At 67.1% G+C, this 16449-nt stretch carries 17 protein-coding genes; 10 read left to right on the top strand and 7 right to left on the bottom strand.

Translation table 11 applies throughout. The features are described from left to right. Window positions 1-49 precede the first annotated feature (49 nt). The 4 genes from QM732_RS14450 (at window position 50) to QM732_RS14435 (ending at window position 2297) form a co-directional block, all read left to right on the top strand. Window positions 50-385, top strand: coding sequence for a thiosulfate oxidation carrier protein SoxY (locus QM732_RS14450; RefSeq protein ID WP_415656826.1), 336 nt, complete (start codon window positions 50-52; stop codon window positions 383-385). After that, window positions 385-708, top strand: a complete 324-nt coding sequence (locus QM732_RS14445; protein WP_415656825.1) for a thiosulfate oxidation carrier complex protein SoxZ — start codon at window positions 385-387, stop codon at window positions 706-708. The genes QM732_RS14450 and QM732_RS14445 overlap by 1 nt, the downstream gene beginning before the upstream one ends. Next, entirely contained in the window at window positions 705-1436 is a 732-nt protein-coding gene (soxA, locus tag QM732_RS14440; RefSeq protein WP_415656824.1) for a sulfur oxidation c-type cytochrome SoxA, read from the top strand. Before QM732_RS14445 ends, soxA begins: the two co-directional genes overlap by 4 nt. Window positions 1437-1511: 75 nt before the next feature. Further along, entirely contained in the window at window positions 1512-2297 is a 786-nt protein-coding gene (locus QM732_RS14435; protein WP_415656823.1) for a hypothetical protein, read from the top strand. Here QM732_RS14435 and QM732_RS14430 read toward each other — a convergent pair. After that, window positions 2294-2986 (bottom strand): glutathione S-transferase C-terminal domain-containing protein, encoded by a 693-nt coding sequence (locus QM732_RS14430; protein WP_415656822.1) that lies wholly within the window; start codon window positions 2984-2986, stop codon window positions 2294-2296. The genes QM732_RS14435 and QM732_RS14430 overlap by 4 nt on opposite strands. Window positions 2987-3026: 40 nt before the next feature. On the opposite strand from QM732_RS14430, the gene QM732_RS14425 reads away from it, so the two are divergent. Next, the gene (locus tag QM732_RS14425) at window positions 3027-3764 is read left to right on the top strand and encodes a hypothetical protein (protein WP_415656821.1); all 738 of its coding nucleotides are present in this window, start codon (window positions 3027-3029) and stop codon (window positions 3762-3764) included. A gap of 13 nt (window positions 3765-3777) precedes the next feature. Here the strand turns inward: QM732_RS14425 and QM732_RS14420 are convergent, their stop codons facing one another. Then, the gene (locus QM732_RS14420) at window positions 3778-4851 is read right to left on the bottom strand and encodes a phosphotransferase (RefSeq protein WP_415656820.1); all 1074 of its coding nucleotides are present in this window, start codon (window positions 4849-4851) and stop codon (window positions 3778-3780) included. 91 nt (window positions 4852-4942) lie between these two features. Then, window positions 4943-5659 carry a Crp/Fnr family transcriptional regulator gene (locus QM732_RS14415; protein ID WP_415656819.1) on the bottom strand — a complete coding sequence of 239 codons (717 nt, stop codon included), beginning with the start codon at window positions 5657-5659 and terminating at the stop codon, window positions 4943-4945. A 69-nt stretch (window positions 5660-5728) separates the two neighbouring features. On the opposite strand from QM732_RS14415, the gene QM732_RS14410 reads away from it, so the two are divergent. After that, window positions 5729-7474 (top strand): FimV family protein, encoded by a 1746-nt coding sequence (locus tag QM732_RS14410; protein ID WP_415656818.1) that lies wholly within the window; start codon window positions 5729-5731, stop codon window positions 7472-7474. A gap of 159 nt (window positions 7475-7633) precedes the next feature. Here the strand turns inward: QM732_RS14410 and QM732_RS14405 are convergent, their stop codons facing one another. The 4 genes from QM732_RS14405 to lptF are packed head-to-tail and all read right to left on the bottom strand — an operon-like array spanning window position 7634 to window position 11164. Continuing rightward, the gene (locus tag QM732_RS14405) at window positions 7634-8578 is read right to left on the bottom strand and encodes a CysB family HTH-type transcriptional regulator (protein ID WP_415656817.1); all 945 of its coding nucleotides are present in this window, start codon (window positions 8576-8578) and stop codon (window positions 7634-7636) included. Then, complete coding sequence (locus QM732_RS14400; protein ID WP_415656816.1) at window positions 8575-8943, bottom strand: sirohydrochlorin chelatase; 369 nt, start codon at window positions 8941-8943, stop codon at window positions 8575-8577. Before QM732_RS14400 ends, QM732_RS14405 begins: the two co-directional genes overlap by 4 nt. Then, complete coding sequence (gene lptG / locus QM732_RS14395) at window positions 8943-10070, bottom strand: LPS export ABC transporter permease LptG (RefSeq protein WP_415656815.1); 1128 nt, start codon at window positions 10068-10070, stop codon at window positions 8943-8945. Before lptG ends, QM732_RS14400 begins: the two co-directional genes overlap by 1 nt. Then, a complete protein-coding gene (gene lptF / locus QM732_RS14390) occupies window positions 10067-11164 on the bottom strand; it encodes an LPS export ABC transporter permease LptF (RefSeq protein WP_415656814.1) in 1098 nt (365 codons plus the stop codon). The genes lptG and lptF overlap by 4 nt, the downstream gene beginning before the upstream one ends. A gap of 30 nt (window positions 11165-11194) precedes the next feature. On the opposite strand from lptF, the gene QM732_RS14385 reads away from it, so the two are divergent. The 4 genes from QM732_RS14385 (at window position 11195) to QM732_RS14370 (ending at window position 16435) form a co-directional block, all read left to right on the top strand. Continuing rightward, window positions 11195-12655, top strand: a complete 1461-nt coding sequence (locus QM732_RS14385) for a leucyl aminopeptidase (RefSeq protein WP_415656813.1) — start codon at window positions 11195-11197, stop codon at window positions 12653-12655. Window positions 12656-12658: 3 nt separating this feature from the next. Then, window positions 12659-13081: a DNA polymerase III subunit chi gene (locus QM732_RS14380; protein WP_415656812.1), complete on the top strand. Its 423-nt coding sequence runs from the start codon at window positions 12659-12661 to the stop codon at window positions 13079-13081. Between the two features lie 116 nt (window positions 13082-13197). Continuing rightward, window positions 13198-14340 carry a branched-chain amino acid ABC transporter substrate-binding protein gene (locus QM732_RS14375; protein ID WP_415656811.1) on the top strand — a complete coding sequence of 381 codons (1143 nt, stop codon included), beginning with the start codon at window positions 13198-13200 and terminating at the stop codon, window positions 14338-14340. Window positions 14341-15052: 712 nt separating this feature from the next. Next, a complete protein-coding gene (locus QM732_RS14370; RefSeq protein WP_415656810.1) occupies window positions 15053-16435 on the top strand; it encodes a TIGR03013 family XrtA/PEP-CTERM system glycosyltransferase in 1383 nt (460 codons plus the stop codon). Window positions 16436-16449 lie beyond the last annotated feature (14 nt).

The raw sequence follows: 16449 nt of genomic DNA, 5'->3' as shown, positions 1-16449 counted from the left end.
AGCTCCCGCGCTTGCGATGTTGCCCGAGGCGAGGGCGACGGAGGAGGGTATGCGCGCCGCCATTCGCGCCTGGGCTGGCCGGGAACCCGAGGCCGGCGCGCTGAGGATCGAGATCGCCGAGCTGGTGGAGAACGGCAATGCGGTGCCGGTGCGGGTCGCCGCGAGCGAGGCGGTCACGGGCCTGGCGCTTTTCACGCCGCTCAACCCAGAGCCCGAGGTCGTGCACGTCACCTTGGCGGCGGACAGCCCCAGACCCGAGTTCAGTACGCGCATGCGCCTGGCGCGTAGCCAGCGCATCGTGGCCGTCGCCAAGGCGGGGGATGGGCGCTGCTGGCAGGCGGGGGTGGACGTCGTCGTGACGCTGGCCGCCTGCGTGGAGCCGTGATGGCCACCCGCGCCGTCATCACCATGCCCGTCGGCGTCAAGGCCGGCGAGGCCTTCGAGGTGCGCGCCACCGTGGCCCATGCGATGGAGACGGGCTATCGGAGCAGCGACGAGGGCATCCGCCTGCCGCGCGACCTTGTGCGCCGCTTCGAGTGCCGGTTGGACGGCGAACTCGTTTTCGCTGCCGACCTGTATGCCGCCGTCTCGGCCAACCCCTACCTGGCGTTTTGGCTGCGGGCCGGCAAGTCCGGCCAACTGAGCTTCGTCTGGCGCGGTGACAACGGCTTCGAGCATCATGAGACGCGCCCGCTGAGCGTTGCATGAAAGCCTGGCTGCTGCTCGTACTGGCACTGGCTGCGAATGCCGCCGAGCCCGACTCCCGCCGTTCCGGCCGAGACACCATGAGCCCGGCCCTGCGCACGCTGCAGGCCGACGACGACCAGCATCCGGCCCAGCTCGCGCTGGCCCTGGGCCGCGAGCAGTGGAGGGAAGGCTCCCGCTCCTGCGCCAGCTGCCATGGCGAGCCTGAGCGGCTGCGCGGCGCGGCGGCGCGCTACCCGGACTGGGACCAGGGCATCCTCGATCTGCCCGGTCGCATCCAGCGCTGCCGCGTGCGCCACCAGCATCAGCCGGCCTGGAAGCCCGAAGCAGAGCCACTGCTCGCGCTAGCCGCGCTGGTGGCGCAGCAGTCGCGCGGCCTGCCGCTGCTGCCTCAGCGCGGCATCGAACTGGATGAGGCCGCTGTCCGCGGCCAGCGCCTCTACACGACGCGCATCGGTGCGCTTAACCTGTCCTGCGCCCAATGCCACGACGAGCGCGCGGGCCTGCGGCTGGGCGGCAGCCTGATTCCCCAGGCCCATGTCGACGACTACCCGGTCTATCGCCTGGAATGGCAGTCGCTGGGCAGCCTGCAGCGCCGCTTGCGCGGCTGCCTGAGCGGTGTGCGCGCCACCGTCTGGGACTGGGACAGCGCCGAGTTGCTGGCGCTGCAGACCTATCTCGCGCGCCGCTCGGCCGGCATGGCCATGCAGCCGCCAGGCGTGCGCCCCTAACACGCAGGGTGACCGCTTCAGCCTCGGCTTCCTAGGATCGGCTCGCCGCCGATTGCGGGGCGGGGAGGACGGGCCATGCTTGTGATGACGCGGCACGAGTCGCTGCGAGAGCCGTTGCCGCTGCCGGCGGGCGATTCGCTGGCTTTCGTCGATGCGGCCAGTGGCAAGCCCGTCGTGACCGGCCTGCGATGCAGTCTCGTGCTGCGCCATGGCGGCCGGCTGTTGGGACGCTCGTCTGTCACGCCGGCCGGCCTGCACCTCTGGCCGAATCTGCCTGAGCGATGGCGCGAGCCGCAGGTGCAGGCGTTTGCCGACGTTGTGGTGCGTGACGAGCAGCAGCGCTTCCAGCCCCTGAGCCTACCCTGGCCGCTGTCGGCGCGGCCGGTAGGCCAGATCATCGGCGGCACCGTGCTGGGCAGCTCGCGGCTGGTCCGTGTAGGCCTTTTCGGGGCGCCAGCGCGCCGCGCGCCGCCGGGCGCGACGAGTGTCTATGGCCTGCTGGTCTGGGAGGCTGACGGCGCGCCTGCGGCCTGGGCCCGCGTCAGGCTGATCGATCGCGAGGGCCGTGCGCATGAGGGGGCGAGCGACGCGGAGGGGCGGCTGGGACTGCACCTTCCCCGGTCGTGCGGCCCGGTCGCAGAGCTGCGCGTTCATGCCGATCCGGCAATGGGTGCGGCCTCGCTGGGGCTTGGGGCGCCGGACGTCCTGGCGTTTGCCCGCCAGCCCGCGGCGCGTGCGCTGGCGCATGCCCGCGGCAATGCCATGTATGTGCCGGCCACCGCCATTACCGGCGAGCCGCTGATCCTTGCCACGCAAGGCCTGCCGCCTGCGTATTGCGAGCTCCGCCTGGTGCCGGCCTAGCGCTGTTCGAGTTGGCGCTGGCCGAACAGCACGTCGCGCGCCTTGTCGTCCGTGAGTGGTTTGCGTGCGCCGGCCAACACCGCGACGCCGCGCTGCACGGCCGGGCGCATGGCGATCTCGTCGAACCAGCCCTTCAGATGTGGGTAATCGACCATCTCCACTCCCTGGTTCTTCCAGGAGCGCAGCCAGGGGAAGACCGCGATGTCGGCGATGGAGTAGTCGCGCCCGCCGATGTAGGTGGAATGGGCCAGCCGCTTATTGATGACGCCGTAGAGCCGCCGGGCCTCGTTGGTGTAGCGCTGGATGGCATAGGGCAGCTTGTCGGGTGCATAGATTCGGAAGTGGTGGGCCTGGCCCAGCATGGGGCCAACGCTGCCCATCTGGAACATCAGCCACTGCAACACCTCATACTTCGCCGCTACGTCGGCCGGCAGGAGCTGACCCGTCTTGCCGGAAAGGTAGAGCAGGATGGCGCCGCTCTCGAACAGCGAGATCGGCCTGCCGCCCGGGCCATCGGGGTCGGTGATGGCGGGAATCTTGTTGTTGGGGCTGATGGCGAGAAAACCGGGTGCGAACTGCTCGCCGGCGCCGATGTCCACGGGATGCACCCGGTAGGCGAGGCCGCACTCCTCCAGCATGATGTGCACCTTGTGGCCGTTGGGCGTGGGCCATGAATACACTTCGATCATTCGTCGACTCCGTCAGCAATTAGGCCGATTCTCACGACTCATGGTGGTAAAGCAAGTCAAGCACTGGCTCGTGGCGCGCGCCAACGCAGCGCGCTGGCGCTCGATCCAGGACTGGGCCGAGGCGCGCGGCGCCGAGTTCACGCAAACGCGTGACGGCCTGGGCTTCCTCGTCGAGGCCCGGCAGGCCGTCCCGGGCCCGCTGCGCATTGAATGGGGGCTGTCCCAGCGCAGCTATCTGCCCGGTACCGAGCTGCGCATGCGCTGCGAAGTGGGGCTGCATCCAGACCTGCAGTTCATGGTGCTGTGCCGCACGTTGATGGAGAACCTCGAGCGAGCCGTTTTCGAGGCTTACACCGATACGCTCAAGACCCGCGTTGACACCGATACGCCAGAGGAAATGCGCTGGCTGGTGATGTTCCCCAAGTTCAACAACGCCTCGTCCCAGATCCTGCGCCAGCGCTATGGCATCGTCGGCGTGACCAAGGACCTGACCGGTGCCTGGATCGAGGGTGAACTGGGCGAGGCACTGGTGCAGGCCAGCCAGGACTTGTTGCCTGAAGGTCATCCCTTCGTGCTGATGTGCATGCGCGGCAACATCTATTTGCGCACGGAGATGGGAGAGGCCGATCTGCCCAAGTTGCAGGGCCTGGTGCGTTTGCTCGAATGCGCGGCGCGCGCGGCGATGCGCCTGAACGGTCGGGTGGCCGACGCTGGCGCCTGGCCGACCACGACATCCATCGCCTTCACGCCTTCGACGCGCCCCGGCGACGTTTACTGAGGCGAGGCGGCCGTCAGGCCTTCTGCGCGAAGCTCCAAGCCAGCTCGGCCAGCGGCCTGGCGCTTGCAGCGGTCTCCCGGGCCTGGGCGCTGGAGGCGGTACCGTCCACCACTCGCTTGGCGATGCCCTGCACGATCGCCGCGATGCGGAACATGTTGTAGGCCATGTAGAAGTTCCAGTCGGCCATGACAGCGTTCGCGTCGGCGCGGCCGGTGCGCTCGCAGTAGCGCTGCACGTACTCGCGCTCGCTGGGGATGCCGAGCTCGGCCAGGTTCTTGCCACCCAGGCCGCGCGCCGCGCCTGATGTCTTGATGTGCCAGCTCATGCAGTGGTAGCTGAAGTCCGCCAGCGGATGGCCCAGCGTGGACAGCTCCCAGTCCAGCACGGCGATGATCCGCGGCTCGGTGGGGTGAAAGACGACGTTGTCCATGCGGTAGTCGCCGTGGACGATGCTGATCTCGCTCTCGTCGCGCGCCGATGCCGGGATGTGAGCCGGCAGCCATCCCAGCAGAGCGTCCATGGCCGGATTCGGGTCGGTAACGGAGGCCAGATACTGCTTGCTCCAGCGGCCGATCTGACGCTCGAAGTAGTTGCCCGGCTTGCCATAGCTCTCCAGGCCGCGGGCCTTGAAGTCCACCTGGTGCAGCGCCGCGATGACGCGGTTCATCTCGTCATACAGGGCTGCGCGCTCGGCGTTGCCCAAGCCGGGCAGGCTCTGGTCCCACAGCACGCGGCCAGGCATGAACTCCATGACGTAGAAGGCGCGGCCGATGACGGCCTCGTCCTCGCACAGTGCCAGCATGGCTGGCACGGGCACGTCGGTGCCTGCCAGTGCGCCCATGACCTGGAATTCCCGCTCGATGGCATGGGCCGACGGCAGCAGCTTGGCCACAGGGGCGGGCTTGCTACGCATCACGTACTGGGCGCCCGGCGTCTTCAGCAGATAGGTCGGGTTGGACTGCCCGCCCTTGAACTGCTCGAGGCTCAGCGGCCCGGCGAAACCGCCGACATGGGCGGACAGCCAAGCTTCCAGCGCTGCGGTGTCCAGCGTTTGGGCCAGGGGACGGGTGCCGGTGAATGCTTCCATGGAGGTCGTCGCTCGATGCGTTGTCTTGTGGGGCGCGAACCTTCCATTGTGAGAGGCAGGGGTTGGCTGGGGTGTCTCCTGTGCGCCAATTTCAACGCGCAGCGGCGGCGAGCAGCTTGTCGCGGCTGACCACAACCAGCCGGGTGGGCTCCACGCGCACGGCGCCCTCGCGCTCGAAGGCCTTCAACTCCTGGTTGACGCGCTGGCGCGAGGCTCCGAGCAACTGGGCCAGGTCTTCCTGGGCGAGCTGCAGTCCGATGCGGGTCACGGCCTCGTCGCCCTGGCCTTCCTGCACGCCGTAGGAGCGAGCCAGCAACAGCACCTGCTTTGCCAGCCGAGCCGCGAGCGGCCGGGTGTTGAGGTCCTCGATCATGTCGAACATCAGGCGCAGGCGGCGGCAGTTCAGGCGCAGCAGTGCGTCGTAGAGCTCGGAATGGGCCTGCAGCAGCGCGCGGAAATCGGACTTGCGCACGCACAGCAGCGTGGTGTCGCCATGGGCATAGGCGTCGTGGGTGCGGGGCAGGCCATCGAAGAGGGCAATGTCACCGAACCAGGTGCCCGGCTCGACATAGGTCAGCGAGATCTGCTTGCCCGCGAGCGACACGGAGCTGACTCGCACCGCGCCCTTGGCGACACCGCACCATTCTTCCGCAGGCTCGCCGCGATGGGACAGCATGGTCTCGTCCGCCAGACGGCGCACGAAGGCTCGCTGCAGGATGTCGTTGCGCAGGGGCTCGGACAGCTTGGCGAACCAGGCGCCCTGGTCGATCTGCTGGCGTTCGGCGGGGGTGAGGCTGAGTGCGTTCATGGCTTGGCGCATTGTGCCGTCCGTGGCCCCCCGGAAGACGGGGGCGGCGGTGGATGCCCCCATGCTAGAGTGATCCGCGCTGTCTCCAACCCCTCGTTCAACCGCATCGCCAGCTGCCTGCAGTCAATGCCCATCACGGCCCTGCGCCCGACGTTGCTGGGTGCCCTCACACCCGCCTTGGCACTGCTGCTCGCCCTGCCTCCTGAGGAAGCCGAGGCGCTCGGCGTGGGCCGGCCGAACCTCCATTCGGCGCTCGGCAAGCCGCTGGATGTCAGCGTCCCTCTGGCATTGGCGGAGGGTGAGCAGCTCACCGACTCCTGCCTGCGCGCCGAGGTGTCTGCGGGCGAGGCGCGCGTGCCGGCCGGGCTGCTGCAGCTGCGCATCGAGGGAGAGCCTGGGCAGCAGTACATCCGCCTGCAGAGCCAGGCTCGCATCGACGAGCCCACGCTGCGCATCACGCTGGCCCTGGGCTGCCCGCTGCGTCTGACGCGCGAGTTCAACGTCTTCGTCGACCCGCCGACCCAGGTGGTGGCCGCGTCGCAGCCCCTGCCGCCGATATCCGTGTTCGTGCCGCAGCCCGCTATCGCGGAGGTGGTACCGCCTCGGCCGCAGACCGACGCGCCCCCTGCGCCGCCCAAGCCGCACCAGCGAGTCAAGCCGCGGCCGGCAGGACCTCGTCTCACGCTGGACCGCCCCGAGGTGCTGGCCGCGGCACCATCCCGGCCTGAGAAGCCGGCGGCCAGCACGCCGGAGAACTCGCCGCCGCCAGACCTCGAGGCCCAGATCAGCCAGCTTGAGGAGACTGTCGCTCAGTTGCGTACGGAGCTGCTGGCGCGCCAACAGGCCGAGGCGCAGGCCGCCTCCGCGGCCATCCCGGCGCAGGTGCGGCCCGCCGCGTCGGCCGCCGTGCCCGCGCCGGCCGCCGTGCGCAGTGCGCGGACCTCGCCCTACCGGGATCCCATGACGTGGGTGCTGACGCTGGCCATGAGCCTGTTTGCGGGCGCCGCGGCCTTCTACATCAGCCGCTGGCGCGACCAGCGTGCGCGCAGCGAGCTGGCCTACTGGCGTGCCCTGCATGCGGCCGAAGGCGCTGGCCTGCCGAGCGTCGCGCCGGTGCCTGGCATTGCGCCTGCCGTTGCAGGCGCGACCGTGCCTTTGCCGGAAGACAGCCCGCACCAGATCACACGCCCCCAGCCTCGGCCCATGCCCTGGCCGCCGGCGCCGCCGCTCGAGCACGCTGCGCCGCCTGTGCAGGCCGCCACGCAGCCGCTGCCGGCGCAAGCCGCAGCCGCGCCGCTGCTGTCCAGCGAACTGACCATCGCCGATGAACTGCTGGACCTTCAGCAGCAGGTCGATTTCCTGCAGTTGCTGGGCCAGCACGAGGCGGCAGCGGACCTGTTGGCCGCGCGGACGGCTCGTGGCCACGCTGGAGCCATGCCTCATCTGCTGCTGATGGAGCTCAGCCAGCAAGGGGGTGATGCCGAGGTTTTCGCCGAACAGGCGCGGCTGTACGAGCAGCGCTTTGGCGCGCCTGCGCCGCAGTGGGCGCAGACGCTGTCGCAAGGGCGCCGGCTGGATGGTTGCCCCAGCGTCATCGCGCACCTGCAGGTGCTCTGGCCCGATCCAGAGGCCACCATGAGGATGTTGCAGCGATTGCTGGCGCAGGGGGGCGGCCCGGGGGTGCCCCGCTTCGAGCTGCCGGCCTTTCGCGATTTGCTGATGCTCTTCGGCGTGGCTCGTGATCTCTTCGAGGCCGGGCTGCGCAGCGATGAGGTGGACCTGATGCTGCCAATGGATGCGGAGCCCGGCGGCTGACGGTTCGGCGGCCGCCCCAGCTGCCCCCGACGTGCTTGTCGACTACCCCTGTCGGGCCCGATCTGGCCCCGAACGGGCAGATTCGCAGGTACCCAGTGACACCCAGTCCTGAGGGCCCTGTGTGCTGGGGGAGAGGCCGCGGCACTGCCCCCGCCCGACTTAGAGACCGAAGTCGGTCGAGTCGCCGTTCATGGCCTTCTCGATGAGCTTGCGGCTCAGCCGCTCGGACAACAGCTCGGCGAAGCTGTATACGTAGTTGCGCAGGTAGGCGCCACGCTTGAAGGCGATGCGGGTCACGTTGCTGCCCAGCAGCGTACCCAGCGGCCGTGCAACGAGGTCGCTGCCTGCGGGCTCCTCGCGCATAGCCATCTCGGCCACGATGCCCACGCCCATGCCCAGCCGCACATAGGTCTTGATGACGTCGGAGTCGATGGCCTCCAGCACGATGTTGGGGGTCAGGTGGCGCGAGGCAAAGGCCTTGTCGATGCGGGTGCGGCCCGTGAAGCTGGGGTGGTAGGACACGAGCGGTTCGCCGGCCAGTTGCTCCAGGCTGATTCGCTCGGCGCTGGCCAGCGGGTGGTCGCGCGGCACCACCATCACGTGCTGCCACTCATAGCAGGGCAGGGTGACAAGCTCCGGGTATTGGGCCAGTGATTCAGTCGCAAGGCCGAGGTCGGCGGTCTCGTCGAGCAGCATCTTGGCGACCTGATCAGGGCTGCCCTGGTGCAGGCTGATGCGTAGCTGCGGCAGGTTCTTGCGCAGCTGGGCCACGGGCGTGGGTAGTACGTAGCGCGCCTGGGTGTGCGTGGTGGCGATGGAGAAGGTGCCGCTGTCCTGGCGTGAGTACTCCTCGCCAATGCGCTTGAGGTTGCCCACCTCGCGCAGGATGATCTCGATACAGGCCAACACCTGCTGGCCAGGTTCGGTGATGCGCCGCAGCCGCTTGCCGTGGCGCGAGAAGATGTCCACGCCCAGTTCCTCTTCCAGTTCGAGGATGGCCTTGGACACGCCTGGCTGTGACGTGAACAGCGCCTTGGCCGTCTCGGTCAGGTTGAGGTTGCGGCGGGCGGCTTCCTGGACGAAGCGGAATTGGTGGAGGTTCATGTCAGTGTGAGCAGGCAGGCGTCGCACATGGCCTGAAGCACGGCCTCGTGCTCGCCGAGGGGAGGGTGCAGCAGCCATTCGACGGCATTGCCATGGCGCTGGCGCAGGCCATCGAGCAGGGGCTGAACGTCACGGCGCACATGGCCGCCCGTGCCGAGGAAGAGCGGCAGCACGTGCACGCGCGTGCAGCCCTGAGCGGCCAGCGCTTCGGCGGCTTCTTCGATGCCGGGGGACATGAACTCGAGATAGGCCATGGCCAGCGGCGTCTGAGGGCGCGCGGCGCGCAGGCGCTCCGCGACGAGCTCGAATGGCCGTGCCCAAGCTGGGTCACGCGCGCCGTGGGCGAAGAGCAGCAGTCCGTCCATCAGCGGTATCTGACCAGCCAGGTGAAGGCTGCCATCGATAGCCCGAGATAGAGCAGGCTGGGCGTGGCTGCCACCACCCAGGGCGTCCAGTTCTTCAACAGCCCCAAGTGGCCGGCCACGTTGTTGAGCAGCACGAAGCTGATACCCAGCATGATGCCGCCGAAGACCTTGATGCTGATGCCGCCAGAACGCCCGTGCAGGTAGGCGAAGGGCAGGGCCAGCGCCACCATGACGAAGCAGGCGAAGGGGTAGAAGGCTTTGCGCCAGAACTGGATGTTGTGGGCCTGGGCCGACTGCTCCTGGGCCGACAAGTGTTCGGTGTAGCGGTAGAGCTCCAGCGTCGACATCGACATGGCGGGCAGCACGGCGGCCGCGATGACGCCGGCGTGCAGCGAGCTCTGCCAATCCAGCTTGTCGAGTTGCTGCTCGCTGACGACGACCTCGCCCACAGGGCTGGCCCCGGCGGGTGCGCCGGGATTCCAGACCGAACGTCTGACCGCCTGCAGATGCCAGAGCCCGCTGGCATCGACGTCGGCCTTCTCGGCCTCGGTTCGCGACATCAGCCGGCCTTCGGGGTCGAACTCGAAGATGCGCACATCCTCCAGTGCGCCGCTGCTGCCGACGCGACCGACCTTGACGGAGTAGCTGCGCTCCTGGCCGTCGACCTTCCGGTGGTCCTTCAGCCAGGCGCCGCGGTTGACCGGGCCGGCATCGTGGCTGAAGCGGGCGCGCAGGTCGTCGCCCTCGCGCTCGAACTGCGGTGCCACGTAGTCGCCAATGACGAACGTCAGCACTGCAAACACGGCGGCCAGCCCTGCCAGCAGCGCCAGCGCGCGTGCCGGGCCGAGGCCGCCGGTGCGCAGGATGGTGAACTCGCTGCTTTGCGCGAGTCGGGCCAGCGCGATGATGGCGCCGATCAGCACTGCGATGGGGAAGAGCTCATAGAAGTGGCCGGGCAGCTCCATCGCCGCGAGCAGCGCGGCCTTGCCGGCGCCGACGCCGATGCGGGCCATGCGGTCCAGTTCGTCGACGAAGTCGATGAAGAAGAACAGCGACAGGAAGGCCAGCGCGACGAGCACTACCGAGCCGACGATGTCCTTGTAGAGCAAACGTCGCACCGTCCTCATGCAGGGGCTCCCGTCAGGCGCCGACGCAGGCAGAAGCGGTTGGCGTTGTCGCGCAACCAGATGACGGCCAGTGCCAGGCACAAGGCGCTGCCGTGCACGGCGATCAGCGCTCTGGGCAGGCTCGCCCGGCCGTTGCCAACCCAGGACTGCGACAGGTTGATCAGGTTGAAGTAGACGATGAAGGCCAGCAGCGCGAACAGCAGATTCCAGTTGCTCGCGCGGCGTGGGTTGCTGGCCGACAGGCCGATGCCCAGCAGCGTCATGTTGACGCCGCCGAGGATCAGCCCCAGCCGCCAGGCCAGCTCGCCCTGGTTCTTGGGCGTCGGCGCGCGCAGCAGTTCCAGTGTTGGCATGGCCTTGGGCGGCAGCTGGTTAGCGTTGGCCAGCACCTGGGTGTCCGTCATCACCTTGTACTGCTGAAAGCGGGCCAGGCTCTTTTCGCCGGTCTTCAGCTGCGTCTCGTTGCGCTGACCGTGGTCGAGCACGAGGAGGCGGTCGTCGCCTTCCATCTCCAGGCGGCCGCGAGCCGAGGTTGTCACCGACTCGCGCTCATGCTGGTTGGCCAGGATGAAGACATTGCGGCCGGTCGCTGCGTCATCTCCGTCGCGCTCTATGAAAAAGACGCGGCTGCCGTCCCGCGAGGTCTGGAACTGGCCTGGCGCGACGCGCGACAAGTCGCCGCGCTTTTGGTAGCGGTCCCGCAACTCGGCGCTGTTCTGGTTGCCCCATGGCCAGACTAGGAGTTCCAGCACGACGACGGCCAACAGCACCGGCCAAGCCATGCGCAGCACCGGCCGCATGAAACGCGACAGCGGGACGCCGCTGGCGAACCAGATCGTCATCTCGGACTCGCGGTAGATGCGGCCAAGCGTGAGGACGACAGCGACGAACAGCGACAGGATGAGCATGGTCGCCAGGTGGGCGATGGTGGCGTAGCCCATCAGCAGCACGACGTCCTGCGGCGCGACGTTGCCACCTGCAGCCTGGCCCAGCGTGCGGATCAGCGTCGACGTGAGCATGATGGTCAAGATGACCACCAGCGTGACGCCGAAGCTCCTGGCCAGTTCGGATCGCGTCGATGAATCGAATAACATCAAAAACACTTCTATCTACTTCTAGTCATTATGGACTTCAAGATTCAAACCGCTGAGCTGGATTCGCTCGCGGGAGTCGGCGCTGATGCCCTGATCGTCATCCTTGGTGGCGAGGCTGTGCCCAAGGGTCTGGATGCCGCCGTCGCCAAGCAGGTGCAGGCGGCGATCAAGCTCGGTGACTTCGCGCTGAAGGCCGGCCAGGCTCTGACGCTGACCCAGGCCGAGGGCATCAAGGCGCCGCGTCTCGTGCTGGCCGCCAGCGGCAAGACGACGCTGGTGGCGGCACGCTCGGCGCTGGCTGCGGGCCTGGCCCAGATCAAGTCGCGCGGCGCCGCCAGCGCGGCGGTGGCGTTCGTCGGTTTCGAGGCTGGTGCCGAGTCGCTGGCCGAGCAGACCGCGCTGGCCGGTGCGGACGCTGTCTATCTCTACCGCCACACCAAGCCCAGCGCGCCGGCCGCCCCCAAGCTCGCCAAGCTGGCTCTGCTGGTGGGCAAGTCGGAGCAGAAGGCGGCGAAGGCCGGCCTGGCGCGTGGTGAGGCCATCGCCTCCGGCATCGAGCTGGCGCGCGAATGCGCCAACCGTCCCGCCAACTATGCGACGCCGACCTATCTGGGCCAGGTCGTCCAGGGCCTGGGCAAGACCCATGGCCTGAAGGTCGAGGTGCTGGACCGCAAGGCTGTCGAGAAGCTTGGTATGGGCAGCTTCCTGGCCGTGGCTCAAGGGTCTGACGAGCCGCTTCGCTTCATCGTAGCCCGCTACGAGGGCGCGGCAAAGACTGTGGCGCCGGTCGTGCTTGTGGGCAAGGGCATCACCTTCGACACCGGTGGCATTTCGCTGAAGCCAGGTGCCGAGATGGACGAGATGAAGTTCGATATGGGCGGCGCTGCCAGCGTCATTGGCACGCTGCGTGCGGTGGCCGAACTCCGCCCGAAGCTCAACCTCGTCATGATCGTGGCCGCCTGCGAGAACATGCCCAGCGGCCATGCGGTGAAGCCGGGCGACGTGGTCACCTCCATGTCGGGTCAGACCATCGAGATCCTGAACACCGATGCCGAAGGCCGGCTCATCCTCTGCGATGCGCTCACCTACGCCGAGCGCTTCAAGCCGGCCGTCGTCGTCGACGTGGCGACGCTGACCGGCGCCTGCGTCATCGCGCTGGGCGGCGTGCGCAGCGGCATGTATGCCAGCGACGACGAACTCGCGGCCTCGCTGACTGCGGCTGGCGACGCCGCGCTCGATCCCTGCTGGCGCATGCCGCTGGACGACGACTACGCCGAAGGCCTGAAGAGCAACTTCGCCGACGTGGCCAACATCGCCGGCCGTGCGGGCGGCTCCATCACGGCTGCCAAGTTCCTGCAGCGCTTCGCGAGCAAGTACCGCTGGGGCCACCTCGACATCGCCGGTACGGCCTGGAAGGGCGGTGCGGCCAAGGGTGCCACCGGCCGGCCTGTGGGTCTGTTGACGCACTTCGTGCTGAGCCACGCCAAGTAAGCTGTGGCCGTCCAGGTCAGCTTCTACAGCGACGCGGCGGACCCGCTGCACTACGCCTGCCGGCTGATCCGCCGCGCTCTCGCGACGGGCAGGCCGGTGGGGGTCTGCGTGGCTGAGGCAGAGGCGGCGCGCCTGGACGCGCTGCTGTGGAGCTTTGATGCCGCCGAGTTCATCCCGCACCGACGCTGGGACGGCGCAACGCCGCCCGCGCCGGGCGAGGTGCTGCTGGTCGACGATGCGGCGCGCCTGCCACACCGCGGGCTGTTGTTGAACCTGTGCGACGGGATGCCGGGCGATGCCTTGGATTTCGAGCGCGTGCTGGAGGTCATCGGACAGGAGCCCGCGCGCGTTCAAGCCGGGCGCGCACGCTATCGCGTCTACCAGCAAGCAGGAGCCAAGCTGGACCACTTCTCAGCAGCAGGTTGACAACTTAGCGTCCACGCTTTCCCGAATGAGAGCCCCCTGGATTTGGGGTATGTTCATTTGGTTGAAAACTCAACGTTCTCTGTGTGTTCCTCTCTCTTCCAAACTGGAGTTGATCCATGCAAATCAAGCTGAATATCGTGGTTGGTGCAGTGGCAGCACTGCTCAGCGGCGCCGCCATGTCGCAGGACCTGATCGTCAAAATCGGTCACGTCGGCCCGACCAGCGGCGCGATCGCCCACCTCGGCAAGGACAACGAGTTGGGGGCCCGTCTCGCCATCGAGGAACTGAACGCCAAGGGCGTCATGATCGGCGGCAAGAAGGCCAAGTTCGAACTGCTGGCCGAAGACGACGCCGGCGATCCGAAGCAAGGCACCGCCGCAGCCCAGAAGCTGGTGGACTCCAAGGTGAACGGCGTCGTGGGCCATCTGAACTCCGGCACCTCTATCCCTGCCTCCAAGGTCTACAGCGATGCCGGCATCCCGCAGATCTCGCCGTCGGCCACCAACCCCAAGTTCACCCGCAACGGCTACAAGACGACCTTCCGTGTCGTTGCCGATGACGTGCACCTGGGTGGCACGCTGGGCAAGTATTCGGTCAACCAACTGAAGGGCAAGTCCATCGCCGTCATCGATGACCGCACCGCCTATGGCCAGGGCGTCGCCGACGAGTTCGAGAAGGGCGTCAAGGGCGCTGGCGGCAAGGTCGTCGGCCGCGAGTTCACGAACGACAAGGCCACGGACTTCACCGCCATCCTGACCTCCCTGAAAGCCAAGAAGCCCGACGTCGTCTTCTTCGGCGGCATGGACGCCGTGGCCGGCCCGATGCTGCGCCAGATGAAGCAACTGGGCATCGAGGCCAAGTTCATGGGCGGCGACGGCATCTGCACGGGCGAGCTGCCCAAGCTGGCCGCCGGCACCATGGGTGACGGCCAGGTTGTCTGCGCCGAGGCCGGCGGCGTCGAGGGCGAGGCCAAGAAGTCGATGGACGACTTCCGCGCCAAGTTCAAGTCCAAGTTCAACGTGGACGTGCAGATCTATGCGCCGTATGTCTACGACGCCGTCAATGTGATGGTCGACGCCATGAAGCGTGCCAACTCTGCTGATCCGGCGAAGTACCTGCCTGCGCTGGCCAAGACGAATGGCTACAAGGGCGTGACCGGCACGATCTCCTTCGACGAGAAGGGTGACATCAAGAACGGCGCGCTGACCCTGTACACCTACAAGGGTGGTACGCGCGAGCAACTCGCCGTCGTGCGCTGATCTGCGGCCCTGCCGACCAAGAACGCCCGCTCCGCGGGCGTTTTTTTATTGCCAAAGACCTGCCTGGGCAGGTCTTTGTCTTTTCAGATCGCACGCGCAATCCGGATCGCAATTGGACTGCACGTTATATAGACGACAAAACGACGGGGTCTGCGACATCGGCGGCGGCTGTATCGTGAATACTACCCATTCGGCATGGGGCGACCCCAGTATCTGTGGAGCGGCAAAACTCCCTGCCTTCGCATCACGCGATCTTTTGCAAACCCCGTTTCATCGCGTGCCAGCGGAGTGCCTGTGCGTTTCGCACGTTTTGCGGAGTTCGGCGCCAGGCGCGCATGGTGCTGCCGCCGGCTTTCGGTTCTACTGCCGCCCGTTGTGAAAAAGACCGCTCCGGCGGACCGCGCAGCAGCTGCGTCACGACGCGGATTCAAGGGTCAAGCACCCTCTAAACGGGGGGCTTTCAAGCCTGGGGGCCGGAGGCATGATGCCGGCGCGATCAAGGGGTGGTCGGGCATGTCCGTCGCGACGTCAAGTCAGGGACTTCCATAGGCCGGCCAAGCGATCTCCCAGGTGGTCTGCGACCGTTGGCTGCAGGGTCGGTGATGCGACAGGCGGCCTGCGTGCGAAATCAATGGAATATCGATATTAGTTCGAGTTTCGTTAGTCGGAATGCAGATGCGGGAGCGCAGGCAGTAATGATCGGGGGACGTCAATGATTCGAATATTCAACCATTACCTGCACAAGCAGACCTTGCTTCAGGTCTTCTTCGATCTCGGCCTGATCGTGTTTGCCGTCATCGCCGTCGTCCTCAGCCAAGGCGAGTCTGCGCAGACGGTGCTGCCCTTTGCCGCTTCGCACGGCCTGTCCCTTGCCGGCTGCATGTTCGTGATCAATTCGGCCACGGGCTTCTACCAGCATGTGCACAACCGCTCCATCACCGAGTCCTGCGCGCGAGCGCTGTTCGGGTTGCTGTTCGGTCTGCCGCTGGCCTATGCCATCTTCAGCCTGGTGCCTTCGAACACCAGCCATCGCGACCTGCTGACCCTGGTTGCCATGGTCGCCGTCGCGGCCGTGATGGTGCATCGCGTCTACGCCGCCCACTCGGGCACCCAGGCTCGCATGCGCAGCCGCATCCTGATCTTCGGCACCGGCGTGGCCGCCCGCACGGTGGGCAACACGCTGCGCGCATCTGATCCGCATGCGCAGATCGTCGGTTTCTATGCAGGCCCGAACGAGGACCAGCCCGAAGTGCCGCCTGGCGAGATCATCAACGACGGGGCCAATCTGACGGAAGCGGCGCTGAAGCACAACGTTGATGAGATCGTCGTTGCGTTGAGCGAGCGTCGCGGCGGCAGCATGCCGCTGCGCCAACTGCTGGACTGCAAGCTGTCTGGAGTGCGCGTTGTCGACATCGCCACGCACTTCGAGAAGACGCTCGCCCAGATCAACATCAAGCACGTGAACGCCGGTTGGCTGGTGTTCGGCGACGGTTTCAGCCAGGGAATGCTGCGCGCGGCGATCAAGCGCGTCTGCGACATCGTCTTCGCGACGCTGATCCTCGCCCTGACCTGGCCCATCATGCTGATCACGGCGTTGGCCATCCGTATTGAATCGCGTGGCCCGGTGCTGTATCGCCAGGAGCGAGTGGGCTTGAACGGCGTTCCCTTCAACGTTGTCAAGTTCCGCAGCATGCGGACCGATGCCGAGAAGGATGGCAAGCCGCGCTGGGCGACCAAGAATGACGACCGGGTGACCCGCATCGGTCGTTTCATCCGCAAGGTGCGCATCGATGAACTGCCCCAACTGTTCAACGTGCTGGTGGGTGAGATGAGCATGGTGGGGCCGCGCCCCGAACGGCAGTTCTTCGTCGATGAACTGATCAGCAAGATCCCCTACTACGCCGTTCGCCACAGCGTGAAGCCTGGCGTCACCGGGTGGGCCCAGGTGCGCTATGAGTACGGCTCGACGATCGAGGATTCGGTCGAGAAGCTGCAGTACGACCTCTACTACGTCAAGAACCACTCGCTCTTCCTGGATCTGCTGATCATGCTGGAGACGGTGGCTGTCGTTGTGACGGGCAAGGGCGCCCGCTGACTTCGGGTTGCTTG

Origin of the sequence: Roseateles sp. (genome assembly GCF_047654805.1) — a bacterium.
GTDB lineage: Bacteria > Pseudomonadota > Gammaproteobacteria > Burkholderiales > Burkholderiaceae_C > Pelomonas.
Note: the sequence above shows the minus strand (reverse complement) of the source record. Positions and strands in the feature narration are given on the sequence as shown.